This is a genomic window from Nitrosospira multiformis (assembly GCF_003050865.1).
Classification (GTDB): domain Bacteria; phylum Pseudomonadota; class Gammaproteobacteria; order Burkholderiales; family Nitrosomonadaceae; genus Nitrosospira; species Nitrosospira multiformis_E.
In genome coordinates, this window is the sequence record NZ_QAOK01000031.1 from 12,899 (window position 1) to 36,913 (window position 24,015).

General features: G+C 53.2%; 24 protein-coding genes and 1 pseudogene. 13 read left to right on the forward strand and 12 right to left on the reverse strand.

Annotated elements, in window-relative coordinates; translation table 11 throughout:
* The first annotated feature begins 12 nt into the window (after positions 1 to 12).
* Entirely contained in the window at positions 13 to 741 is a 729-nt protein-coding gene (locus C8R21_RS13160) for an HAD family hydrolase (protein ID WP_107763118.1), read from the forward strand.
* Between the two features lie 82 nt (positions 742 to 823).
* Here C8R21_RS13160 and C8R21_RS13165 read toward each other — a convergent pair whose 3' ends face one another.
* Positions 824 to 1,702, reverse strand: coding sequence for a hypothetical protein (locus tag C8R21_RS13165; RefSeq protein ID WP_107763119.1), 879 nt, complete (start codon positions 1,700 to 1,702; stop codon positions 824 to 826).
* Positions 1,703 to 1,969: 267 nt separating this feature from the next.
* Between C8R21_RS13165 and C8R21_RS13170 the strand changes: the two genes are divergently transcribed.
* A complete protein-coding gene (locus C8R21_RS13170) occupies positions 1,970 to 5,284 on the forward strand; it encodes a bifunctional diguanylate cyclase/phosphodiesterase (RefSeq protein WP_107763128.1) in 3,315 nt (1,104 codons plus the stop codon).
* Positions 5,285 to 5,333: 49 nt separating this feature from the next.
* Here the strand turns inward: C8R21_RS13170 and C8R21_RS13175 are convergent, their stop codons facing one another.
* Positions 5,334 to 5,606, reverse strand: coding sequence for a hypothetical protein (locus tag C8R21_RS13175; RefSeq protein WP_258192410.1), 273 nt, complete (start codon positions 5,604 to 5,606; stop codon positions 5,334 to 5,336).
* A gap of 47 nt (positions 5,607 to 5,653) precedes the next feature.
* On the opposite strand from C8R21_RS13175, the gene C8R21_RS15695 reads away from it, so the two are divergent.
* The 4 genes from C8R21_RS15695 (at position 5,654) to C8R21_RS13190 (ending at position 8,826) form a co-directional block, all read left to right on the forward strand.
* Positions 5,654 to 5,845: a hypothetical protein gene (locus C8R21_RS15695; protein WP_146162494.1), complete on the forward strand. Its 192-nt coding sequence runs from the start codon at positions 5,654 to 5,656 to the stop codon at positions 5,843 to 5,845.
* A 50-nt stretch (positions 5,846 to 5,895) separates the two neighbouring features.
* Positions 5,896 to 6,762: a KPN_02809 family neutral zinc metallopeptidase gene (gene ypfJ / locus C8R21_RS13180; protein WP_107763120.1), complete on the forward strand. Its 867-nt coding sequence runs from the start codon at positions 5,896 to 5,898 to the stop codon at positions 6,760 to 6,762.
* A 31-nt stretch (positions 6,763 to 6,793) separates the two neighbouring features.
* Entirely contained in the window at positions 6,794 to 7,108 is a 315-nt protein-coding gene (locus C8R21_RS13185) for a phage protein NinX family protein (protein ID WP_074974939.1), read from the forward strand.
* An 80-nt stretch (positions 7,109 to 7,188) separates the two neighbouring features.
* A complete protein-coding gene (locus C8R21_RS13190; protein ID WP_107763121.1) occupies positions 7,189 to 8,826 on the forward strand; it encodes a phospholipase D-like domain-containing protein in 1,638 nt (545 codons plus the stop codon).
* 382 nt (positions 8,827 to 9,208) lie between these two features.
* Here C8R21_RS13190 and C8R21_RS15700 read toward each other — a convergent pair whose 3' ends face one another.
* The gene (locus C8R21_RS15700; RefSeq protein ID WP_146162495.1) at positions 9,209 to 9,553 is read right to left on the reverse strand and encodes a hypothetical protein; all 345 of its coding nucleotides are present in this window, start codon (positions 9,551 to 9,553) and stop codon (positions 9,209 to 9,211) included.
* A gap of 136 nt (positions 9,554 to 9,689) precedes the next feature.
* Between C8R21_RS15700 and C8R21_RS16515 the strand changes: the two genes are divergently transcribed.
* Positions 9,690 to 10,148: a PEP-CTERM sorting domain-containing protein gene (locus tag C8R21_RS16515; protein ID WP_258192411.1), complete on the forward strand. Its 459-nt coding sequence runs from the start codon at positions 9,690 to 9,692 to the stop codon at positions 10,146 to 10,148.
* 226 nt (positions 10,149 to 10,374) lie between these two features.
* Here C8R21_RS16515 and C8R21_RS13200 read toward each other — a convergent pair whose 3' ends face one another.
* Positions 10,375 to 10,728, reverse strand: coding sequence for a DUF488 domain-containing protein (locus tag C8R21_RS13200; protein ID WP_107763130.1), 354 nt, complete (start codon positions 10,726 to 10,728; stop codon positions 10,375 to 10,377).
* A gap of 315 nt (positions 10,729 to 11,043) precedes the next feature.
* Here C8R21_RS13200 and C8R21_RS13205 point away from each other — a divergent pair, with 315 nt between their 5' ends.
* From C8R21_RS13205 to C8R21_RS13220, 4 genes are all read left to right on the forward strand, one after another.
* Positions 11,044 to 11,535, forward strand: a complete 492-nt coding sequence (locus tag C8R21_RS13205) for a CreA family protein (RefSeq protein WP_107763131.1) — start codon at positions 11,044 to 11,046, stop codon at positions 11,533 to 11,535.
* A gap of 294 nt (positions 11,536 to 11,829) precedes the next feature.
* Positions 11,830 to 12,267, forward strand: a complete 438-nt coding sequence (locus C8R21_RS13210) for a CHRD domain-containing protein (protein ID WP_107763122.1) — start codon at positions 11,830 to 11,832, stop codon at positions 12,265 to 12,267.
* 97 nt (positions 12,268 to 12,364) lie between these two features.
* The gene (locus C8R21_RS13215; protein ID WP_146162496.1) at positions 12,365 to 12,628 is read left to right on the forward strand and encodes a hypothetical protein; all 264 of its coding nucleotides are present in this window, start codon (positions 12,365 to 12,367) and stop codon (positions 12,626 to 12,628) included.
* A gap of 128 nt (positions 12,629 to 12,756) precedes the next feature.
* Positions 12,757 to 14,046, forward strand: a complete 1,290-nt coding sequence (locus C8R21_RS13220) for an NADH:flavin oxidoreductase/NADH oxidase (protein WP_258192412.1) — start codon at positions 12,757 to 12,759, stop codon at positions 14,044 to 14,046.
* A gap of 78 nt (positions 14,047 to 14,124) precedes the next feature.
* On the opposite strand, the gene C8R21_RS13225 is transcribed toward C8R21_RS13220, so the two are convergent.
* Positions 14,125 to 15,438 (reverse strand): c-type cytochrome, encoded by a 1,314-nt coding sequence (locus tag C8R21_RS13225; protein WP_107763124.1) that lies wholly within the window; start codon positions 15,436 to 15,438, stop codon positions 14,125 to 14,127.
* On the reverse strand, positions 15,435 to 16,064 hold the full coding sequence (locus tag C8R21_RS13230) for a c-type cytochrome (RefSeq protein ID WP_107763133.1): 630 nt from the start codon (positions 16,062 to 16,064) through the stop codon (positions 15,435 to 15,437). Before C8R21_RS13230 ends, C8R21_RS13225 begins: the two co-directional genes overlap by 4 nt.
* A 366-nt stretch (positions 16,065 to 16,430) precedes the next feature.
* Here C8R21_RS13230 and C8R21_RS15980 point away from each other — a divergent pair, with 366 nt between their 5' ends.
* Together C8R21_RS15980 and C8R21_RS13240 are read left to right on the forward strand one after the other, a co-directional pair.
* Positions 16,431 to 17,813 (forward strand): hypothetical protein, encoded by a 1,383-nt coding sequence (locus tag C8R21_RS15980; RefSeq protein ID WP_181258947.1) that lies wholly within the window; start codon positions 16,431 to 16,433, stop codon positions 17,811 to 17,813.
* 59 nt (positions 17,814 to 17,872) lie between these two features.
* Complete coding sequence (locus tag C8R21_RS13240) at positions 17,873 to 19,372, forward strand: RimK family protein (RefSeq protein ID WP_107763134.1); 1,500 nt, start codon at positions 17,873 to 17,875, stop codon at positions 19,370 to 19,372.
* Here the strand turns inward: C8R21_RS13240 and C8R21_RS16520 are convergent.
* The 6 genes and pseudogenes from C8R21_RS16520 to C8R21_RS16535 form a co-directional block, all read right to left on the reverse strand.
* Positions 19,320 to 19,577, reverse strand: coding sequence for an ADP-ribosylglycohydrolase family protein (locus tag C8R21_RS16520; protein WP_258192414.1), 258 nt, complete (start codon positions 19,575 to 19,577; stop codon positions 19,320 to 19,322). The genes C8R21_RS13240 and C8R21_RS16520 overlap by 53 nt on opposite strands.
* Positions 19,459 to 19,872 carry a hypothetical protein gene (locus C8R21_RS16525; RefSeq protein ID WP_258192415.1) on the reverse strand — a complete coding sequence of 138 codons (414 nt, stop codon included), beginning with the start codon at positions 19,870 to 19,872 and terminating at the stop codon, positions 19,459 to 19,461. Before C8R21_RS16525 ends, C8R21_RS16520 begins: the two co-directional genes overlap by 119 nt.
* Entirely contained in the window at positions 19,823 to 20,410 is a 588-nt protein-coding gene (locus C8R21_RS16530) for an ADP-ribosylglycohydrolase family protein (protein ID WP_258192413.1), read from the reverse strand. The genes C8R21_RS16525 and C8R21_RS16530 overlap by 50 nt, the downstream gene beginning before the upstream one ends.
* Positions 20,411 to 20,613: 203 nt before the next feature.
* Positions 20,614 to 21,594, reverse strand: a complete 981-nt coding sequence (locus C8R21_RS13250) for a glutathione S-transferase family protein (protein ID WP_107763125.1) — start codon at positions 21,592 to 21,594, stop codon at positions 20,614 to 20,616.
* A gap of 106 nt (positions 21,595 to 21,700) precedes the next feature.
* Positions 21,701 to 22,540 carry a hypothetical protein gene (locus C8R21_RS13255; protein ID WP_107763126.1) on the reverse strand — a complete coding sequence of 280 codons (840 nt, stop codon included), beginning with the start codon at positions 22,538 to 22,540 and terminating at the stop codon, positions 21,701 to 21,703.
* A gap of 1,136 nt (positions 22,541 to 23,676) precedes the next feature.
* Positions 23,677 to 24,015: pseudogene (locus C8R21_RS16535) on the reverse strand (DDE-type integrase/transposase/recombinase); the annotation flags it as partial.

The following is a 24,015-nucleotide window of genomic DNA, read 5'->3' on the forward strand; positions in this document are numbered from 1 at the left end:
GGAATTTACATCATGGCAATAAAAGGCATCCTGTTTGACCTCTATGGCACCCTGATCGATATCGAAACCGATGAATCCATCGATGAAATCTATCGCGCCATTGCACACTACCTGGTTTACCAGGGTGTATATCTTCATCGTGGACAAGTGCGGGAGCGCTACTATGCCATCATGAGACAACAGAAAGATGCGAAGGGTGAGGAATACCCGGAAATCGATGTGGAAGCCATATGGAACGAACTGCTCCTCCAGCAAGGCATCAAGTCAGGCTATATCCGGGGGCAGCAGGCAAAAGTGATCGCCCATATTTATCGCGGCATCTCCCGCAAGCGCCTTCGACTCTATCCAAACGTGAAGGAAGTATTGAATGAGCTTCAGGCGCACTACCAACTCGCGCTGGTGTCTGACGCACAACCCTGTTTTGCACTGCCTGAAATTCGAGCGGTGGGTCTTGAGAGTTATTTCAATCCTGTCATCATTTCCAGTTACTACGGTTTCAGAAAACCCGATTCCCGTCTCTTCAACAAAGCGCTTGATAAAATGGGTATCTCACGCTCAGAGGCAATTGCGGTGGGAAATGATATGTTCCGGGACATATATGGAGCCCAGCTTCTCGATATCAGGACGATTTTTTTCGACTCCAATCAGGGCGCCAAAACTTACGAGAATGTTGTACCCGCATATCGGACCCAACAATTCGAGGATATCCTCACTGGCATAGCTCAACTGGCGCAACGTTAGTGTCGACCGCAGCGCGAGTAATCGATTCCCCCTCCCCCATGAAAAAGGAGATAAAAGAAAGGATAGCTGGGGAAAGTCGCTCTCAACCCGGGTATTTAAGCTTCAACCGGTTAATGAATGGCTCAGACAACGAAAAATCCCTGTCGCCCGGCACGAAAACCTTGCAGCTGTGTTCCGTTCCAGCATGGCTTACCTTGAGGGTTGCAAACACGCCCTTATCTGCGGGTCGGGTAACAGGGATCTGCAGCGTTCCTGCTTTCAACTTATAACGGTCAGGCAATATTCGGGACGCCGCCACACCTTCGAACCTCGCAATCCCGCCTCTCGTAAGATAGGAATATTCGACCTCGGGCTGGCCCTCGGATCCTGAAACCCCACCTGATGCCCAATTGACATTGAGTACGAACTCTTCTCCCTGTTCTGCGGAGGATACCTTGGCCGGAGTTGCCCAACAGGTCAGCCCCGGCCGCTTGCGGAGGCATGCTGACCAGTTTTCGACTGCCCGGGACGCATCGCTATTGCCGGCTACGGCCCGTTGCATGAAAAACTCCGAAGCCTGAGAGGGATCGAGCGTTGCATTTTGTACGCAATACCCACCCTTCCATTGCCCAAATCGCATGTCGCTCATTGTGTCTGCCGGACTAGAGCCTGAATCCGGGCTATCATCAGGCGGCAAATCATCCAGATTCACAAGCCCGTACGTCAGTCCCAGCGATTTATCCTTGCCGAATTGCTGCGCACGCTTGATCGCCTTTTGGGCGTCTTCATACCTCAATGCGCACAATTCTGCATACATTGCCCGGTCTCTCAAGGGCGGCGTAATCCTCTGGTATTCGTCATAAAATCCGTTTGCCAGAGAATTATGGCAGGTTTGGCTGGCCGACACGCGCCCCGGCAGAATCGACCAGATCAGCACGACAGGCAGAATAAGCGCGAGAGCGGAAATATATCCCTTTTTCATGATGCTCCTCCAAAAAGGCAAACATATTATATATAAGATGTTACCCGGCCAGAAGAAAGCTTTGCCTCAAGAAAGATTCGACGATCAGAAAATACCTCCATTGTGATCAATCGCACAGATAATTGTCTAAACTGTATGCTCAACTGGCTTTGAACCCAGGCTCTGCCAACCAATAAAATAAACAAATAATAATCGGGAGATACTTTGTCCCCTGATGGATTCCCGAACTCCGATGATAAAGTTTCTCCATTGCTCAACCGTTATACGATGAGTCGCTCCCCCTGGCTGATCGTCTTGCTTTACGCCGCTTTATCGATTCTCTGGATTGCTGTTGCGGGTTATCTGATATCGCTCACGCTCGAAGATCCGGTTTTGCGAAGCCGCGCTTATCTGGCAAAGGAACTGGTTCTTATTGCCATTAGCAGTATCCTGTTTTATGCGCTGCTTAAACTGGGCCGCGACACCCCCATCCGGGAAGGGCGCGCGACAGTCTCGGCTTCGCCAGGTTTCCGGCTGAACCGGCTGATACTGGCGTTCTTCTCGCTGGCGATGGTGGCGCCCATTACCAGCTTAGTCATTGTAAAAATGTATGGACCGCAGATGGAGCGAGGCGCTTATGCTGATCTACAAACGATCGTTGATCTAAAGGCAGAACAGATCGAACTCTGGCTCGCAGAACGACATAACGATGCACAAGCATTGATGGCAAGCCAAGCACTCATCGAACGAGTGGTCAATCTCCAGCGAAGAATAGACGGCCATGGAATGGAACTCATCCGTAATCGCCTGGAGGCAGTACGGCAAGCCTACAGCTACGAATCAGTGATATTGCTTGATGTTGAAAGCCGACCTTTGCTCGTGTTAGGCGAAAAGCGTGAACTGCCATCCGTTACCCGCGAATTACTATCCACCACATTACGCACCCATCACATAGAGAGTACGGATTTCTTTCTGGATGAAAACGGAAAAGCGCTGCTGGATATTGCAGTGCCTCTGGTGGCTGAAACAGCAAATAAGGAACCTGTTGCCGTTGTGCTCTTACGAGCGGATCTGGAGCAATTCCTTCTTCCGCTGGTCAAGAAATGGCCAGGCATCAGCGCCAGTGGAGAGATACTGCTTGCCGTTCAGAAAGATGAAATTGTCAGTTATCTCAATAAATTGCGCCCCTCTCAACAAACGCACACGGTCGATGGATATCACGCGCTTGTCGCCAGCGACAAACTTGCCAGCACTATTGCCACCCGCGACGAAAAACAGGGAACGGTACATGGAATCGACTACCGCGGCGAACAGGTGCTTGCCGCGTATAGGCCCCTTACTGGTAGCGACTGGCGACTGCTTGCAAAAATTGACCAGAATGAAGTATTGGCACAGTTATGGACCCTTGTATTCTGGATCAGCGTCGTCATCCTGGTTGCAGTTGCTACGGTAAGCGTCGTGCTGCTGCTGCTATGGCGCCAACAGCAGCGTGCCCATCAGTTGGCGCTGATCGTTCACACCGCCGAGCAGGATCGCCTCCTCAAGTATTTCTATGACCTGCCATTCATCGGCATGGCAATCACCTCTCCCGACACGAAGCGCTGGCTGCGGTTCAATCATCAGTTTTGCGAGATGATGGGATACTCAGATGAGGAACTGGCAAATAAAACCTGGGATGAAGTAACTCATCCGGATGATGTCGCTAAAGGCATTCTCGAGCGCAAGCGCATCATCAGGGGCGAGTCCGAGGGTTATGCGATGGACAAGCGCTTCATTCGCAAGGATGGCTCAATAATCTTAGCCAACGTGGATGTCAAATGCGTCCGCAGGGAGGATGGCTCGGTGAATTATTTTGTTGTCATGATCCGGGATATTACCGAGCAGGAGCGGCGGAAAGCCGAAATTCTGGCCGCGCGCCGCCAACTGCAAGCCACACTCGACGCCATTCCCGATTTACTGTTCGAACTCGACGCGGATGGCTGTGTTCACGCGTGGCATTCGGTCCGGCGTACCGAGTTCCCGAGTGTATCCGGTGAGAGCCTTGTAGGCAAAAAAGTTTCGGATGTTCTCCCGACCGGTGCAGTAGATATTATCCTGTCGGCATTGACGGAGGCGCAGGAGAAAGGGTTCTCCTCGGGGAAACAATTGGAACTCCGCCTTCCCGGGCGCGAAGACAAGTGGTGGTTCGAACTTTCCGTCTCGCGCAAACATGTCGATACCGCAACGGGTCCCCGTTTTATCGTCCTAGCGCGTGACATTACAGAGCGCAAGGCATCAGAGCAACGGATACTTCATCTGGCCCATTATGATTCCCTCACCGGTCTGCCAAACCGCGCCCTCCTGGCCGATCGAATGAGAGTGGCAATCAACCGTGCAGCACGGCAAGCCAAACGCCTTGCTGTACTGTTTGTAGACCTCGATCGTTTCAAGGCAATCAATGATTCGCTTGGCCATGATATTGGCGACCATCTGTTAAAGGCTGTAGCGGAACGAATGCAAACCTCGATACGCAGTGTAGACACGGTAAGCCGGGTGGGAGGTGATGAATTTGTTGTTCTCCTGAGCGAGATCGAAACTGCAGAGGATGCGGCGCGCGTAGCGCAAAAAATCATAGAGGGTCTTTCACAACCATACCAGATCGAAAAGCATGAGTTGCTGCTGACTGGAAGCGTCGGCATTTGCATCTATCCCGATAACGGCATGGAACCAAATATCCTCTTGCGCAATGCGGATGCATCCATGTACACAGCAAAGGAAGCCGGACGCAACCGTTACCAGTTCTATTCGGAAGACATGACGGCCCGGGCGATCGAGCGGCTCAGCCTGGAACATGATCTCCGCGGGGCGATCGAGCGCGGTGAAATGTTTCTGGTTTATCAGCCGCAGATCGAGCTTGCGACAGGTCGTATTATCGGGGTGGAGGTGCTGATGCGCTGGCGCCATCCCGCACGGGGATTGATTTCCCCTGTTCGCTTTATTCCCGTTGCGGAGGATACGGGACTGATTCTCTCGATCGGGGAATGGGGTTTGCGCGAATCGTGCAGGCAGGCGCGCTCGTGGTACGAGTGCGGATTGCTGAACGCGAGCATCTCAGTCAATGTTTCTGCGGTGCAATTCCGCCAAATTGATTTTGTTGAAGTCATTGAACATGCGCTTCGTGAATCGGGGTTACCACCCGACAGCCTGGAACTGGAACTTACTGAAAGCGCAGTTATGCAGGGTGCGGAACCTGCGCTGAACAAACTGCGCGAACTGGATGCGCTCGGGGTGAAAGTCGCAATCGACGATTTTGGTACGGGTTACTCAAGTCTCGCCTACTTACGGCAGTTTACCGTCGACCGCCTGAAAATTGATCAGTCATTCGTGCGCGATGTGCCGGGTAATAATGATGCCGAAGCTATCGCAGCGGCAATTGTGGCAATGGGTCTCAACCTGGGCTTGCGTATCATTGCCGAAGGCGTAGAAACGGAAGCGCAAGCGGAATTTCTCCAAAGTGTCTTATGCAAGGAAGGCCAGGGTTATCTTTATGCCTGGCCCATGACTGCCGATGAGTTTGAAGCATGGGTAGGCGCGCGGCAAAACCGCGCAGGAAGCACCTCCTAGCCGGGATATCCAAAAGCGCGAGGATCGCGTGTGTGAGCTTTTATTTCTTTCAATCTTTCTCCTGCTGATCGCTGCGTTTCTCCTTTGTAACCGGATTTTGCAGCGTGTATCCTTCCTCTTTCATTTTATAACCACCATAAGCTCCTGCGCCACCTGCCGCGAGTAACCAGCAGCCGGACAGGCCTGGCGCTGCCAATAAAAATATTGCCAGATAAAGCAATTTACGCGCCCCCTTCATATTATCTCCTGTGGTAATCATCAAAATCAGGGAAAGAAAAACAATATATCCTGGTAATTGCGACGTCTGTACGATCGCAAACATTTGTCCTCATGCGAACATAGTATACTGAAATTGCAGAGTGACCGCTTATGCTGCACCAGTTCCGCACCGATCATAAGGCTGCGGGCGCCTTTGAGTTCGGGTTGATGATTACCGGGCGCGGCCTGACGGATTTTATCCAGTCCATCGTTATTCGCCGCTTACAGAGGCTTGCTCTGCTGCGCGGCTCATGCCTCGTGCTGGACAAAATCTGTCTCCGTCGCGTGCGAAACAAGTGTTAACAGGCCCTAACAAAGGATTACACAAGAACTGATTGTACCTGGAGCCAAAAATGAAGTGGGAAGGTTACCGCCAAAGTAGTAACGTAGAGGATCGCCGAGGTTCGGGCAGCGGATTTGGGCTGGGTGGCGGCAGAATCAGCGCCGGTGCGATTGTCATAGCGTTGATCGGTGGGCTGTTGTTCGGTATCGACCCCCTCACCATGCTCAGCGTGATCACCGGCGGAGGCAGCAGCATGGTTCAGGAACAAGGCCCTGCACCCCCGGCGCCCCCAGGGGACACGCAGGCAGCCTTTGTTTCGACGGTCCTCGCCGATACCGAGGATGTGTGGACGGGCCTGCTGAGGCAGGAAAACAAAATTTATGAGCCACCCAAACTTGTGCTGTTTCGAGGTGCCGCTCTAACGGCGTGTGGCCAGGGAAGCGCGGCAATGGGTCCCTTCTACTGCCCGGAGGACCAGCGCATCTATATCGACCTGAACTTCTTCGATACGATGGCAAACCAGCTTGGGGCAGGAGGCGACTTCGCGCAGGCATATGTCATTTCGCACGAAGTCGGGCACCACGTACAGAATCTCCTTGGCATCTCCGAGCGGGTGAATGCCGCTCGCGCGCACTTGCCGCGCTCACAGGCAAATTCCTTGTCGGTACGCGTTGAATTACAGGCGGACTGTCTGGCCGGGGTCTGGGCTTACCATTCGCAGCGTTCCAAGGGGTGGCTGGAGCAAGGTGATATCGAGGAAGCAATGAACGCAGCAACGCAGATTGGCGACGATACGTTGCAGCGCAAGACGCGCGACACGATTGTGCCGGAAAGCTTCACGCATGGCACAAGCGCGCAGCGTACTCGCTGGTTCACGCGGGGATTGCAAACGGGAAACATGACAGATTGCAATACCCTGGAAGCGGGAAAACTGTAACCTTGCCTCAAAATTCACAGAGAGAACAGTTATGAGAGTCTCCGAGCTTAAAGACGAACTGCTCGACTACTGGGTGGCAAAAGCCAATGATGTGGAAGAAGTGCATGTTATCGATTCCCACTGCGTGATCAATCATCAGCGCTGGGAACCCTCGGTAGACTGGTCTCAAGGAGGACCGATCATCGAAAGAGAAGGAATAAATCTCAGTCACAGCCTGGAACCGGGTTCCGAGCATTGCACAGCGTTCATGCGATCAGGCAGGAACCGGCAAAAGGGGCTTACTCCCCTGATTGCCGCAATGCGCTGTTACGTAGATTCCAAGTTTGGAGAAGAGGTTACGGACTAGGATTAAGGAAATATAAAAAGGTGGGAAAAAAGAAAGATCTGCCAGGGAACATACGCGAGAGAGAACGGATCGAATAGCGTATGGCCAAGTTCAAGCTGACAAACCTGCTGCGCGAGATTCCCCGTGAAACCCCGCGTGAGGATGCTTCTGCCAGAATCATGGCAGCCCAGGCGTTTTCACGCGCCGCAGGGGCGCCTCTCGTGCATGGCAACAGCATCCGTCTCCTCAAGGATGCAAGCGAGAATTATCCTGCATGGCTCGAGGCGATTCGGTCGGCTGAAAAGAACGTCTATTTTGAAAATTATATTATTCGTGATGACATTATTGGCCAGCGATTTGCTGATGCTCTCATTGCGAAAGCAAAAGAAGGCATACGGGTAAGATTACTCTATGACTGGCTTGGAGGGCTGACTGAAACGTCATCCAATTTCTGGCGTGGCCTGAGCAATGGGGGTGTGGAAGTTCGATGCTTCAATCCGATGCGCTTCGACAGTCCCCTGGCCTGGCTGAGCAGGCTGCATCGCAAATCGGTCTGCGTGGATGATCGTGTTGCATTTGTCAGTGGATTATGCGTCGGCCAGATGTGGGATGGATACCCCGAGCGGAATATTGCGCCCTGGCGGGATACCGGTGTGGAACTGCGGGGACCGGTGGTAGCGGATGTCATAAATTCCTTTGCGCGTGCATGGGGAGAGACGGGACCGGAAATACCTGCGGATGAACTGCCTGCTCCCGATTCAATTCCGATTGCGGGTCACATCGATGTGAGAGTACTGGGAAATTTTGCTGCGACCGCAGGCTTATACCGGCTGGAGCAGCTGATCACCGTGCTGGCGCAAAAAACACTTTGGCTTACCGATGCCTATTTCGTTGGCACCACAAGTTATGTGCAAGCGTTGAGAGGCGCGGCAATGGACGATGTAGATGTCCGCTTGCTTGTTCCCGGATCGAGTGGAGATCTCAAGTTTCTCAGGCCGATTTCGCGCGCCGGTTATCGTCCGTTGCTGGAAGCCGGCGTACGCGTGTTCGAGTGGAATGGCTCGATGCTGCACGCCAAGACAGCCGTTGCCGATGGGCGTTGGGCCCGCGTCGGTTCAAGCAATCTCAATATGGCGAGCTGGCTGGGAAATTGGGAACTGGATGTTGCGGTGGAAAACCTGGATTTTGCGCAGAAAATGGAGCAAATGTACCTGGAGGATCTGGAAAATTCGACCGAAATCGTTCTCAATAAAAAGAACCGGGTTCGCCCCGTAGCGGAGCAACTTCCCCACCGCACCCGGCGTCAGTACGGGGTTGTCAGGCGCCGGTCTGGAAGCGCCAGCAGATTGACAGCGGGCGCCCTGCGTGTAGGCAACACTGTTGGAGCGGCTATCACCAGTCGGCTCGTCCTGGGAGCTGCCGAGGCAAAAATCATGTTTTTCGGGGGTGTTACGCTGCTTGCTTTGACAGCCATTGCATTGTTTGAGCCCCTGCTCATGGTAATCCCTTTCTCGCTGCTTGCGGGATGGATTGGCGTTTCACTGTTGATACAGGCTCACAGGTTGCACAGGAACGGGCAGAATGATGCCGCAGCCCAGAGTGCCACTATTGCATCCGATGAGGCTCAGGATAAGGTGATCGAGCTTCCCAACTCCGTGCGCGAAGGCCAGCAGGCCGAAGATACCCGGAAAGAAGCCCGGGAAACACAGGAAATTCAGAAAGCACTCAGGCAACGCTGAGAAGAACTGTTGGCGTACAGACGGGATTGAGTTCTTCTGATTTCAATCGGCTTCAAGTCGTTCCCCGGCAAATCCTTTTTCTTGATACCAGCAGATTCTCTTCCTGCCCGAAGTACCTGCATGGGTCCAGAAGTCCTTCATCATCTCTTACCTCCTACCCGCGCCTGAATACCTTGATAACCAGAAAGCTTGTCTTGATTCAACGACAGGAAAAACACTTTAAGCTCATGCATTTGGCTGAAATAGCGGGATAAACGTCTCCCCACGGGAACGACTGTTTTGGTTAAAGCCAGTTAAACGTTGGCAATCCCCTGATTTCAAATATTATTATTTCTGGCATGCAAATTGCTTTCTCATTTAAAGCCGCGCTATTGCTGGGTTGTCATGCAGCTTCATTTTGGCCGGCTATAACGTTTGTTTTTAAAATAATATGAAAAAATTGGAGAATTGGTATGTTAAAAAAGAAAGAGGTCGTACTTACCCTGTTGGCAGTATTTGGGCTGGTTGCGGAGTCTTCCGCATCAGGTGGATCAGGAGTTTTTGCGGGATTAGGAGCGTCCGCGGGACTCGGCTCTACGGGATCAGGAGTTTCTTCCAGCCTGGAAGCTTCCACCGATTCAGCAACCTCCACTGATCTGGGTATTTCTACGCGATCTGGAGCTTCCATTGGATTGGGAACTTCTACAGACTTGGGGATTTCTCCGGGATTGGAAACTTCCACAGCCATAGGGGTTTCTACGGACTTGGGAATCGCTACGGGCACGAGCGTCGCTGCCACCCCCTCAGGCTTAACGACACTCGGTGCAAACAGCACCGTGGATATAACAGCCTCCCCCCCTGCACTCGGGACGAGCAAGGTAACCTTGGATGCCCCCGCGCTTGGAATTGCGGGCAAGGTGACTGCAACCCAATCGTTGGATGCCATGAGTACGATCACAGTAGGTGTGCCGGCCGTTGATGCAATCAGCAATGTAAGTGTGGGAGCGCCGAAACTAAAACTTGCCGCTGACGTGGATGCATCAACTTCCACCGGAATCGCTGCGTTAATCGGGCCGGCTGACACAACTGCCAATGTCGATACATCTGCTGCACTTAATGTAGATGCCTTGCAAGCAGATATGGGCGTTGTAAGTCAAGTAGATGGAACTGTCGATCTGGCCGGAACCTTGGGAATCGGAGAGGTTCTTCCTGTCTATTCAAAACTGGCGATCACTGCTGATGCAATTCCGCCTGTTCCGGAAGCCGATACTTACGCAATGTTGTTAGCAGGCCTTGGCCTTATGGGTTTCATGGTGAAGCGCAGAAAGAAAACGCTGAACTAGCAACTGGCCGGTGTTCCAAGGCTTCCACTGGGTTTTTTTAAGTGGGAAAGCCTGCTCGAGGAAGAGCGCATTAAAATCAGCGAGTGTGCTCTTCCCCGCAACGAAACACTACCAACCCGGTGATCGAATGAAAGAAGCAAGGGGATAATACACGGAGAACGTACATGCCCTATCCCTGATACAAATCATGTGACAGAGGCATGAGAAACGTGGCATAGGATATGCCTTATTTCTTTTGGTCACGCAGAAATTCCGCCAGAGCAACGGCATCGTTGTGCTCCTCGTCTTTGGCGCCATAAAGCAATGTAACAGCCCCTTTCTTTATTTCCTCTCTCAGTCGCGCCAACTGCTCATCATTCTCCTCGAGCTCGATCCGATAACGCTTCTTGAAGTCGGTCCACTTGTCCGGATCATGTCCGAACCATTTTCGAAGCTCGGCACTCGGTGCGAGTTCCTTCAACCAGATATCCACACCCGCTTTTGCTTTTGTCATCCCACGCGGCCAAAGCCTGTCAACCAGAATGCGAGTGCCATCGTTTTTATCGAACGGTTCGTAAACCCTTTTGAGCTTCAGATTCATTCCTGCCGTGGCCTCCTCTTGCAAAAGATCAATTTTCCAACCCGGTTTCATCGGCCCATCTCTTCAAAAGCTTATCGCCAGCCTGAATGTCTCGCAGAGACCTTCACTCCCCCTGGGCACCAAACGGAGAATGTCGTGATGGCAGGGGAGCAGTTCGGGAAGAAGTGCCAGAGGCATGTTCCCACTCCTTCATATCGTGACTGGTACCACACCTCCCCGCGTCATTTTGGTAAATTCAATCTTGTATACCGGCGCTTTAATCAATTGTGCGCCGATATAATGAAGTGTTTCAATTTTGACCAACAGGGAGAAAAAATGTTACGAAAAAAATTTATGGCGGGAATGGCGGCAGTCACATTATTTTCCACAGCTTTTTGCGGTATGGCAAAAGCAGAGCTCATCGGCGAAGTGGATACCGCGTTCCGATGGCTGGGAAAGGATGACCGGGTAGTGATAGAAGCTTATGACGACCCCAAAGTACGGGGTGTAACCTGCTACGTTTCCCGAGCCCGTACCGGCGGAATCAAAGGCACCGTAGGTTTGGCGGAAGACAGGGCGGAGGCGTCGATCGCCTGCCGGCAGGTGAGCGACCCGATTGAGTTCCGCGGCAAACTTCCTCGCCAGGAAGACGTGTTTACCGAACGCATGTCAATTTTATTCAAGCGCCTGCACGTAGTCCGGGTGGTGGATCCGGCACGTAACGCGCTTATCTATATGACATACTCTGACAGGATTATAGAAGGCAGCCCGCAAAACAGCGTTACGGCCGTACCTGTCGGCCGGAGCAATCCCATTCCAATGAAATAGTCGGAAACCTGGACGCTTTCAGAACAGGGATTGCGCTCAACCGCTTCGTGCTGAAGGATGAAGGAAGCAAAAAAGAAAAAATAATAAATCAGATGAAACGGAACTGAACAAGAAACTGGAAGTTGCGTACGCTAGCGTACGGACATCATGCCAAATGAGAAATAGAATTGCCCGGATTCTTCGTGTGCGGCGCTTCTCACAGCGCTTCCGCCAGAAAAGTCAAAAGAACATGGCAGACTCCAATTCAAAACAACCATCAAACTACATAATTTTATTTCTAGAGGAGGTAGTTAAATGAATAAAGTTCGCAAAACGCTCTTCGCCGCCCCCGCTTGGACAGCCGCTATGCTGGCTATCCTGACTTTAGGTGCGACCGCAGCTAACGCCACAGATATTACCGTGCATCTGACGGGCGACCAGGAAGTGCCTCCGGTCCAGACTTCCGCAATGGGCCATGGCACCCTGACTGTAGAAGATGACAAATCCATCAAGGGCAAAGTCATGACCTCTGATATAAAAGGTACCGGTGCGCATATCCATGAGGCTGCGGTGGGCAAGAATGGTCCCGATATCATTACGCTCAACAAAACTTCCGATAACGAATGGTCCATTCCAGACGGAGCGAAGTTGACAGATGCGCAATACGATGCCTTCAAGGCCGGGGGACTTTACATCAACATTCACAGTGATGCCCATAAGAGCGGAGAAATACGCGGCCAGCTAAAACGCTGACATAATATTCGGAAAGAGCCGGGTTGGGGGCGGGAGCGCGTTTGTCTTGATTGCCGATACCCCAACCCCGATAACCCAAAAACCTGATCTCATTTTTATGCCAGAATACCGTTTGCAGAAAGAACCGGATAGACCGGGACGTCCGGACAAACCAGATGACCCCCCGCCAGGTCCTGCACCCGATCGTGGCCCTTCCCCTGATCATCCCATTCAGGAACCGCCCCGTCCCATCGACCCCGATAAGCCAAGACGGGATCCGGAACCCTTTAATCCCGACAAACCTGTCGATCCTCGTCCCTACGATCCTGATCCCACCCCCGGCGATCCTATCATCGATCCGGCGGATGAACCCCTGCTTTGATCGGAGTAGAACTCCTCGCTCCTCAGTTGAGACTCACCTGAGTCATGGCAGGATTAAGTGTACCTCTCTATTTAGCGATTCCACGCAATGCAATCCTGAAACAGCTCATGCTGCCAGGGAAGTATTGAATGAACATCAATCAGACAGTGGGAAAAGCCATGCCCCATTACGACGAGAACAAGCACGATAGAACCGGAACTCCTGACCCTCTGAGCAAGGCCAATCCCGCCGCCCCCTCCGCCGCAGGGGCTGCAACAACCGTTCCGAGCGGTGACCACCAGCCAAGCAACACCGCCATCCAGACACAATGCCAGAGCGAGCATGACCGGGAAATCCCGGAAGTGGATCTGATGTCCCCGCTTACCCTTCGCGGCGTTACTTTCCCCAACCGGATCGCAATGTCACCCATGTGCATGTATTCTGCCGAGGACGGTTTTGCCAACGACTTCCATCTCGTCCATCTGGGCAGCCGGGCAATCGGCGGCACAGGGCTTGTGGTGGTTGAAGCCACCGCAGTCACGGCTGCGGGACGCATTTCACCGGGAGACATGGGAATCTGGAAGGATGAACATATCGAACCCCTGGCTCGCATTGCCCGATTTGTGGAGATGCAGGGCGCGATTCCGTGCATCCAGCTCGCACACGCCGGACGTAAAGCCAGTTGCGATGCTCCCTGGAATGGCGGCAACAGCCTGAAAACGCCGGCGGAAGGAGGATGGCCCGTGATAGGTCCCAGTTCCCTGCCGTTTTACGCCGATGACCCAGTCCCAACATCCATGTCGGAAACAGATATCGAAGAGTGCATCGAGGCATGGGGGGCAGCCGCTCGACGTGCACTGAAGGCGGGCTTCAAAGTGATAGAACTTCACGCGGCACATGGTTACCTCATGCACGAATTTCTATCCCCGTTAAGCAACCGTCGCACTGATAATTATGGCGGCAGCCTGGCAAATCGCACGCGGCTTTTGCTGGCAGCTGCCAGTCACCTCCGCGATATCATACCGTCCGAGCTGCCTCTCTTCGTACGAATCTCGGCAACTGACTGGGTCGATGGAGGCTGGGATATAGAACAATCGATCATTCTTTGCAGAGAGCTGAAGCTGCTCGGAGTGGATCTGATCGATGTCTCGTCCGGCGGCGTGATACCTGACGCCAGGATTCCTGTCGCCAGAGGTTATCAGGTTCAATTTGCCAAACGCATCCGCGATGAAGCGCAAATCCATACGGGAGGAGTAGGACTGATCACCGACCCACAATATGCCGATGAGATCATCACCAGCGGTCAGGCAGATCTCGTTTTTATCGGCCGAGAGTTGCTGCGGGAGCCTTACTGGGCCCTCAAGGCGCAACATGCGTTAGCGATAGAACCGGAATGGCCGGTACAGTACGGCTATGCTGTCAAGCGCCGTGCAAAATAGAGTTGTGGTTTAATTGCAGGTTATGCAATTAAGGAAGATAAAAGGGAAGCGGACCAGCGGAAGTACTAAACGCTCACATCAACGTTCCGTTATTCCTTCGCGGCTCTTGTCGACTTGAGCGGTTGTCACCAGGCTGGCGCGATTGCCCCACGCGTTGCGGATATATGACAGAACCAGCGCAACCTCACCATCGCGTAAAACCTGGGCGAATGGAGGCATGCCGTAAGGCCGGGGGTTGCCTGCGGTCGATGGGGGGTAACCTCCATTGAGCACGCTGCGAATGAGGTTCGTAGGGGGTGTCAGGGTAACGCTTCGGTTACCGGCCAACGGAGGATAAATTCCCGGGGCGCCTTGTCCGGAGTCGCCATGGCAATCCTGGCAGTGCTCCTTGTATATCCGTGCCCCATACCGCAACCAGGCCTGCACCTGTTCTGTCTGCGCAGGAGGATTTACCTGCTGGTGCGACTGTGTTTCAGGCAATGATTTCAGATAGACGGCCATTGCTCGGGCATCCTCTTTTGTCAGATGCTGGAGGCTTTGGCTGACAACCTCCGCCATCGGTCCTGATGTCGTCGCTCGCGGTGAAATTCCGGTGGTCAACAACTGGACAATTTCTTCGATCGGCCAGCCAGCCGTACTTGCCTCCAGACTCGAGGTCAGCGATGGAGCGTACCAGTTCGAGCCCATGATCTGCCCGCCCCCCAGCTTATCATCTCCCTTGCGGCCGATCATGCCGCCCAGGGGATTTCGCTCGGCGTGACAGGCGCTGCAATGACCAAGCCCCTGTACCAGGTAAGCACCCCGGTTCCACTCGGTGCTTTTGGTGGGATCAGCCTGATACACGCCGGGCTTGAAATAAGCCGCACGCCAAAGGGTTAGCAATGGCTGGAAATCGTATCGGGAAGCAACCTGGCTTGGCGGATTCTGTTGAACGACGGGCTCGAGAGCTCGAAGATGGGCAAAAATTGCATCGGAATCCTCGCGGGTGATTTTCGTATATTCCGTATACGGAAATGCGGGGTACAGAAGCCTCCCATCGCGCGACTTACCCTCATGCAGCGCTTTCCAGAAATCATCTTCATTCCAGTCACCGATTCCGGTTGCTTTATCCGGCGTGATATTGGACGTGACAAACGTGCCGAATGGGGTCGCAAGCTTCCTCCCGCCGGCATAGGCGAGTCCACCTTGAGTTGTATGGCATCCTATGCAATTCCCGGCTCGCGCAAGATATGCTCCGCGCGCTTGCCGCTGTTTCAAAAGAACCGATGATAAGGATGTGGGACTCTTTTCGGCCTTTGCTTCCTTTTTCAGTGAAGTTGCGCCGATTACTCCAGGAGACAGGCTGATACCCGCAAGAACTGCCACTGCGGCAGCGATAACAGCAATTTTCATCGGTCTGCGCTCCGTTGGACAATACTCCCGCAGCGCTGCGCCATCTTGGGGGGCAGCGCATCTGCCGGGCCTGCATTTTCCGGCACAGGCTGAGCGGCAAGCCACGCCGCAACTACATTTGTCTCCTCGATCGTGAGTTGCCTGGCGATATCGGACATGCAATTGCTCTCTTGTCCCCGCATCACTCCACCGTTCTTCCAGGCGCCGAATTGGGCGGCGATATAGATGCGCGGAAGCCCCAGGAGTCCGGGAATAAAAGGCGCGGTGCCCATGAGCTGCTTGCCGTGGCATTCGATGCACGCGGGTATATCCCGCGTGGCATCGCCCTGCTGAACCAGCTTCTGGGCCTGTCTTATTTCAGTGGGGGAAGATATCACCTGTTCCGGCGGAGGGTAAGGTTGCCTGAGTCCCGAAAAATACGCTGCCATTTCCCGCAGGTATTCATCGCTCACGTTTGCCAGCAGTAACATCATCGGCCGGTAATAACGGCGCCCATCCCGAAAATCGCGCAACTGATTGAAAAGATATCCCTCCGGCTTACCCGCAATCCGGGGGTAATAGGCGTCCCTGCCCACCCTGTCTGCCTGGCCATGACACACTGTGCAGGGCTTGACCCGCTCGGCCATGGTATCCGGCACGTTCACCGGCGTAGCCGGCGCAGCCTTGCTCGACGGAATTCCGTCTGAAGCAGCAGCAATGACACTCGATACGCCTGATATGGCAGCAGCAATGAACAGGAGTGAAATAAATTGACGCATGAGGCGCATGAGGATTAATGAGTAACCAGATTCTGCCAGAAAAACTTCATTGATGAGGCTGTGCCAGGTTGTCTGTCTAAGCACCCTGAACGAACTTCTAAGTTTTACCTGGAAGTGGCGTTCCGGTCAACCAGAGTCGGTCCAATTGGCGTTGGAGAGCACGACCGGCGAATATCGATTGTTCTGCTAGACTTCAGGATGAATAGCGTGTATTCCGCACAATCGGAGGGGGATATGTTGTTCGGCTCAAATATACTGGAGGTGGGAATCGCCGTCATTTTCGTCTATTTGCTGCTCAGCATCGTATGTACAGCCTTTAACGAAGGAATTGCGTCATTGATCGACAAACGCGGGAAAAATCTGGTGGAGGGCATAAAGAACCTCCTGAATGACCCGAAGTTTACCGGACTGGCGCAGCAGCTCTACAATCACGGACTGATAGGCGGGATCTCCCAGTATGCTTCCGACCCTGCAAAACGGACCCGTCTCCCCTCCTATATGTCCGGCGAAAGCTTCTCTCTGGCTTTGCTCGACATCCTCTCGGCACGGGGAATCATTGCGGGAAAGTACGGCGACCTTCTGGCGAATGCCGAGGCGGCAGATGATGCTTATGAAGAAGCTCTGGAAGCAGCAGCCGCTGCTCCTCGTGATCCGCAGTGCGCTGCAGCCGTTGCCCAGGCAAAAGATGCGCGCGACAGAACAAGAGTAGCGCTCGAAGCAATTGCCGAAAAAGCAAAGACGGCGTATGACCAGGCTGTGCAAGCGGCAAAGGCCGCACCAGACGATACAGCTCTTGTGAAAGCAGAAGCAGAGGTCCGGCACGAAGCCGACAGTATCAGCGCGGCGCTGAAGATGCTCGATGCGCGTCATGCCGCCATCGCGTCCGCAAAAAATCCAAAAGAGGTTGAATTGCTCCTGACAGCGGGCGCCACATTGAAGGAAGCGCTGGCTTTTGCGCGGGATTTTGCTATGGAATATCCGGATCCTCTGGGCAACATACAGGAAGGACTGAAAAGACTGCCCGAGGGCCATACCAAGGAAACCCTTCTCGTTCTTGTCGATAAGACCCGCCGGGAAGTGACTGCCATCGAGCATCAGGCGGAAGCCTTCCGCAACAATCTCGAAAACTGGTTCAACACAGCCATGGAACGCGTTGGCGGCTGGTACAAGCGCTGGACACAGCGGGTGCTGCTTTGTCTCGCGACTCTGGTCGTGGTTGTCTCCAATGCGGACACGGTGATGCTCATTGAAAGGCTTTCAAAGGACAATGTTTTGCGCGCTTCGATTGTTGCGGCTGCGCAGGATACAGTGAAGGCTCAGCCTGCTGCTGATGTTTCAGCGCAATCGCAAACGGTTCTCAAAGCGGCAGAGAACCTCAAACTGCCGGTAGGATGGTCGCTGAACCCGGGTGACCCCGGTTATTTTCGACCGCCCGAGTTATCGTGGAACTACACGGGGTGGGCATTTTACAAGATATTCGGCCTGTTCATTTCCATACTTGCTGTCACGCTAGGCGCTCCCTTCTGGTTCGATACATTGAGCAAATTCGTCAATCTGCGCAGCGCAGGGACACCGCCCGGCGAAACCAGTAAAAGCGCGCCCCAGCCTGGGCAATGACACCGGAAGCAAGACCCTCCAAGAATCCAACAGCAACGATCCGGCCAAAAAGGTTTCCTGTGAGTATCTTGATTATTGTAGACAAACCCGAAGATTGGCCTCTTCAGATTCCAGGCGTGACCGTGATTGGGTCCCAGGCCTACCTGACCGATCCATTTTTTGCCACCCAGGCGGAAAGCAATCGCGGCATGAGCGCTGCGGGACAGTCTGTCAAGGTTTTCAACCTTTGCAAATCGTATCGCTACCAGGGATCAGGATATTACGTTTCATTGCTTGCCGAAGCACGAGGACATAAACCGGTACCCAAAGTAGGCGCTATTGAGGATTTACATTCCCGGAATCTGGTGCGCCACCTCACGGAGGATCTGGAGGATCTCGTTCAGAGTGTGCTGGCTCCCTTGCCGGGGGACGACTTCCAGCTTGCCTTCTATTTTGGCCGCAATCCGCTTACCGGTTATGATTCCCTGGGTCATCAGTTCTTCAGCCTGTTGCAGGTGCCACTCCTGGTGGTCCGCTTCGAACGCCACCGCAATCAGTGGAGCTTGCACAGCGCGCGCCCCCTGGGCGCCAGCGAGATTCCTGTCGAACACCAGGCCTTCGCGATACTTGCCGCGACCACTTATTTCAATGGACGCATGCAGCAATCACGAAAACCTCCTCCCCGCCATGATCTTGCCATTCTTTGCAACCCGGATGAATCCGAGCCACCCTCCAATGCAGAGGCTCTGCAAAAGTTCAGGCAGGCAGCGGAAAAACTGGACATGCACGTAGATTTCATAACGCGGGCGGATATCGGCCGACTAGCACATTTCGACGCCCTGTTCATTCGCGAAACCACGTTCGTCAATCACTACACCTATCGTTTCTCGCGGCTTGCATTCGCGGAAAGATTGGCGCTAGTCGATGACCCCGACTCTATCCTCAAATGCAACAACAAGGTTTACCTAGCTGAGCTTCTCGCCCTGCATAAAGTGCCGATACCGAAAACGCTGCTGATCCACCGCGATAATATCGACCAGGTTATCCCTGAACTGGGTCTTCCATGCGTACTGAAACAACCCGACAGTTCATTTTCGCGAGGAGTCGTTAAAGTGGAAGCTGAGAGCGAGCTGCTCCCCAAGGTAACGGAACTGCTGGCAAAATCTGTGCTTGTCATCGCACAGCAATGGCTACCCACTGAGTTCGACTGGCGTATAGGCATACTCGATCGGAAGGTATTATTTGTGGCTAAATACTTCTTTCCCGCGGGACATTGGCAGATTATCGAACGTGACGAGCAGCGGCACAAACTGAGAGAGGGAGCCACGCTGGCTGTTCCATTGGATGAAGCGCCGCAGGACGTCGTCAGTATTGCACTTAAATCAGCAAACCTCATCGGTGACGGATTCTACGGCGTGGATATCAAGCAGACGAATGCTGGCTGCTATGTAATGGAAGTCAACGATAACCCGAATGTGGATGCCGGCAACGAAGACGCAGTGCTCGGCGAGGCGCTCTACGAGGAAATCATGCGGGTTTTCCTGAGGCGGATTGAAGCCGCCAGGCGCTCATCCCGCTGACCGCATATCCGGAGTTGCAGGCGTACTGAGCTGCATGCCTTGCCGGAATGCCCAGCCCATAAGAAGGGCTCCGGCGAGAGCCCCGGTCAAAATGGGCGCGCGCCTGGTTTTGCCCTCCCCCATTCACCGCATGCAGTACAGCCGACTCGAAGTCCCGAGGGAAGCGGGCAGCCAGATAGTAGGCTGCGGGAAGCTGGTGATAAATAGCACACGGCATGCCGTATATGAGAGATACCTTCCACGCGCTCTATCGGGATACCCGGATCGGCAGCCGCGGTGGATACAGAGGACGGCGTAAGCAGGGCATCAGGGGATGCGAACCGTCCCGCTCGCGGTGGATCCGGGTCACCAGGGCGCGGCGGTTGCAGATCCGCGTATGTCACCGCGTGAAAAGGCAGCTGGCCAGTCTTCACCAGATCCATCAATTTGCCGGACAGGTTCTTGTCGAGCTTATGTCCCTGAACCAGAAGGCTCAGCACCGCTCCGTAAGCGACTGTCATTGAAAGCACGATCGTCGATCTGGGTAAGGCGGGCATTATTGGAAATAGTGGTTGCCAGTTCCTGAGGTTGAAGTGCATAGCGAACCGCAAGGGCGAGCGTGCGTTCGATGGCTTCGGTGGTATCGGCATGACCGCCGGTCTGTCCCCACGGCAGTTTCTGCTGGACGCGCTTGCGCCAGGCCTCGTGGATGGATTGGCTCGTGTACCCTCCGGGTCCGTTTACCGGAGTACCGTCCAGCAAGGGAAACAGCTCTTCATCCATGCGTCTGCAGAAATCCGCTTCGTCATAGCCGCCCTGCTCAACAAGCGAATGCAACATGAGCTTGAGAATAAAGCCTGGCTGGGACAACTGGCCTGCCTTGAGGCCTTCATGGTAGCGTCCGGGCTTGGGATCTGTATAAGTCGTAATCCAGTCGCCATAGTCGCGGCGCAGCTCCTCCAGGTCATAGTACCAGTGGGGGCCCAGGCCCAGAGCCTCTCCAATGAATGCGCCCATGATGGCGCCGGCGGCCCGGTCTTGAATGGCAGCATCGCCCATGTCTGATCCTCCTCGTGGCTAAACTGTATTTCTGATCAAATAGGCTGGAAGCGTGCTTGGATCTGTAATGATAGGTTATTAACGCATTTTAGGCCCACGATCTGCAATCAAACATTCGGCAACGCCCTCTCTATCAGGTAGCTTGCCTGCAATCCGTTATGGGGAATCCTGTATAACAAGAATTCTGACCAGCATCCGCGCCGCTATGCCAGCTTCGCGCGATCATGGGGCTCATCGAGATTCAGAATCGGGCCGGCCGGCACAATGCCATTCGGATTGATGGTGGGATGACTGCGGTAATAGTGTTCCTTGATGTGCTGCATGTTCACCGTCTCTGCCACGCCCGGCCACTGATACAACTCCCGGGTGTAGGCCCAGAGATTGGGATAATCCGCGAGACGCCTGAGGTTGCACTTGAAATGGCCGTGATAGACCGGATCAAAGCGGATCAGGGTGGTGAATACCCGCCAGTCGGCTTCAGTGATACAGTTGCCGATGAGATAACGTTGACGTGAAAGCAGTTGTTCCAGCTCGTCCATGCATCCGAACAGCACCATCACCGCCTTCTCGTACACCGATTGCCTGGTGGCAAAACCTGCCTTGTAAACGCCATTATTGACGTCAGCGTAAGTGCGCGCATTGATCTCATCGATCTGCGGAAGCAACACTTCAGGCGCATAATTCCCGGGCAAAGCGCCTATTCCATCGAAGGCCGAGTTCATCATGCGGATGATATCAGCCGATTCATTGCTGACAATGGTATTCCGCTGTAAATCCCAGAGCACAGGTACTGTCACGCGTCCACTATAGTCTGGCACTGACCGGAGGTAGACCTCATAAAGATAGAGTGCACCACCAACGGGATCAGGTATTACTCCCGGCGCCTCATCAAAAGTCCAGCCATGCTCGCCCATGTAGGGATGCACCACGGAAGCACTGATCATGCTCTCAAGCCCTTTGAGCATGCGAAAAATCAGCGTGCGGGAAGCCCAGGGGCAAGCGAGCGAGATATAGAGGTGATAACGCCCTGCCTCGGCGGAAAATCCGCCTTCACCGCTGGGCCCCGGACTGCCATCAACCGTTATCCAGTTGCGGAACTGCGCATTGGTACGGATGAAGCGGCCGCCGGTCGATCTGGTATCGTACCACTCATCCACCCACTTGCCTTTAACGAGTAAACCCATTCTGCAGATCCTTCCTGTTTTTTCGGGTCAGCACGATCAAATCGGGCAATTACTGATCTTGATCATACGACTGTTCCCCGATATCCGGCAGCCACTTTGATGTTTACTACCCTATGTTGAGGTCTAGTTGCTTGACGTCCTTGAACTCATTCAATGCCGCGTAAATATCACCGCGCCTGTAAGTATTCATCTCAGTCGATAAGGATTTTCCATCCAGTCTCGCCACTATGTTTGGCCCCTGCTCAACTCCCCGTCTTTTTAGAAAACGACCAATCAGACTGGAAAGATTTTCCCCTGAGTTAGGATACAGCGGCATGAGGCTTGAATCCAGACCCTGCTCGGCAATCGCCTGTTTGACGGAAATGAAGGCATTCTGGTCACGCAGAGCAGCCACCGCTTCTCTCAATTCCGCAATCACAACGTCCTGTTCATGCAATTTCTTATCGTGATCTCCCAGCCGCGGCGCAATAACCTGTCTGATAATCTCAAGCAGTGTTTCTTGTGTGACAGGTGAACCCGGCATGGTACTGGAGCTTATTCCATGACTTAGCGCCCGCTCCTGAAGATCATATCCCCAATGAACCAGGCGTTCGTAGTTATCGTGAAATCTTTCAATATCCCGTTGCTCCTGTTTGGGCCTGCCTTTAAACTGGGTTTGATACCATTGCCTGTCGAAGACGCGCAACTGTTCAGCCACGATATGCCAGCGATAAACCAGCACACTCTTGTAGATCATTTCCAGTTCGCCATCCATCACATTCTTGTTCAGCAAGGCTGTTCTGATCAGACCTGTTTCAAACCACACTTTCATGGCGTCCGGCACCTGTAATGCCCTGCTCCATGATTTTGCCGACGCATATACACGTCCGCCGCTGATCAGATAATTCAGTTGTCCACCATTGGGTGATAATTCCTTCATGGTTACAACATTGGTAAGAGTTTTCATTCCTGTACCTGTAGAGCAAACTTCCACAAAACTGGCAAGACCGGAATCCAGCCAAACCAGTAATGGCGCGCTTTGAACGCCCCTGGACCGGCTTCCGCCGGTATGTTTGTACCGGTTGCTCGCCGACCCGATAAATATGCTTTATATCCTTTTTATACCCTTTCGAGTGGCAGTCACACCAGGTAGTGTACAGCTCCTTCAACTCCCGGGATTGAGTCTGCGTTTGCATCCTGGATTCCCAGGGACGGGTGCAGAATCTGTGTATGACAAGAAGGGAAGAGGTGTATTCCTGATGGTTCTTCTGGAATCATCAACCTTTTGCAAGGCGGTAGAAAAATCGTGGGTTGGACGGGAATTCTCTGAGCTGACCCGTGGGCAGATTATCGATAATGTATTTTATCAATAATAAAGGATGTGTTAATTTTGGCGTACTTCAATAAATATTGGGTTGAGAACCAATCCGGTACGGAAAAAGCCCGCATTGCCAGATCGCTCTGCCACCATAAACCATACATCGTTAAAAGCAGAAATTACAACATGACGGGTATAACAGCTCTTGGTTTGTCTGCATTATCGCTGCCCGTCTTCGCATCAACCGATACGCAGGATGCGTCGTTTCACTCGGGCTAGGTCGGAGTTCTGCTCACGCTGCTCATATGGTACGTTTGCGCGAGCCGCAGGAAAAAAGAAATAGGCGGTTGACTGATCTATTACTATATTCGGCTCTATTATTGGGATAATGGCTTTGTTGCAATCGGCCAATCAAATCCAAAGCAAACTCCACAAGCATAGGTGGAACAACTGTGCCAAACGCTGTCAGGGACTGAGTAATAGCCATTGTCGCAAACTTGCACAACTCCATAGCATGAGACATTTGTCTGCGCAGGGGTACAGGTAGGTTCTAAATTCGCGCATAAGGCTTTACTACCTGTCGAACAGCACCCACCGTCACCGCACTCGCTTCTTTGAACCTCTCGCTCATTTGGCAGGCATTGTCCATCGCAGAAAGGTGCGGTGCCACGCCATGTGTCAGCTTTCGCAAGGGGTGCCGCGAGCCAAACGGCGGCAACAATTAGGATTACCTTCATGGAAGTCATAAGCCTTAGAATTGTTATTTCCATAAAACCTCCTTTTATCTTGAACATTCGCATGAGCTCGAAACCTTTGATGGTGGCGTAGGCTGTTTTCATCGATTTAAAGCCCCGCACCGGATTTATCAAGCGTTTGAGCTTGCCATGATCAGCTTCGACAATATTGTTCAAGTATTTGACCTGCCGGTGCACGATATCCGGCAGACACTTTCCTTCCGCTTTTAATTCGGTAATGGCAGCGCTGTAAGGGGAAGTCTTGTCCGTATTGATAGTACCGGGGTGCGCCCAAGGTTTCATGGATTTCAGGGCTTTGCCCAAGAACTGTTTGGCGCCCTGGGTATTGCGAGTAGCGGAGAGATAGAAATCAACCGTATGGCCTTTTCT